Origin of the sequence: Streptococcus cristatus (assembly GCF_001578775.1) — a bacterium.
Classification (GTDB): domain Bacteria; phylum Bacillota; class Bacilli; order Lactobacillales; family Streptococcaceae; genus Streptococcus; species Streptococcus cristatus_A.
Genome location: NZ_KQ969094.1, coordinates 1 through 307 on the forward strand (window position 1 = coordinate 1; position 307 = coordinate 307).

The 307-nt window shown below is 50.2% G+C and carries 1 protein-coding gene; it reads left to right on the top strand.

Annotated elements, in window-relative coordinates:
- Positions 1–307 (top strand): hypothetical protein (locus tag SCRDD08_RS12070; protein ID WP_269139724.1); only part of this gene is annotated, 307 nt, incomplete at both ends.

Here is a 307-nt window from a genome sequence, read left to right on the forward strand (position 1 = left end):
AGACTCACTTGTTGAAACGGACTGGCTTGCGCTCAATGACGCTGAAGCACTTGCACTTACTGAAACAGACTGGCTCAAGCTCAATGACGCTGAAGCAGACTCGCTTGTTGAAACGGACTGGCTTGCGCTCAATGAGGCTGAAGCCGATTCGCTTGTTGAAACGGACTGGCTCAGGCTTACTGATGCTGAAGCACTGGCACTTACTGATACAGACTGGCTGGTGCTCAATGAAGTTGAAGCTGATTCACTTGTTGAAACTGACTGGCTCAGGCTTACTGATGCTGAAGCACTGGCACTTGCTGAGACA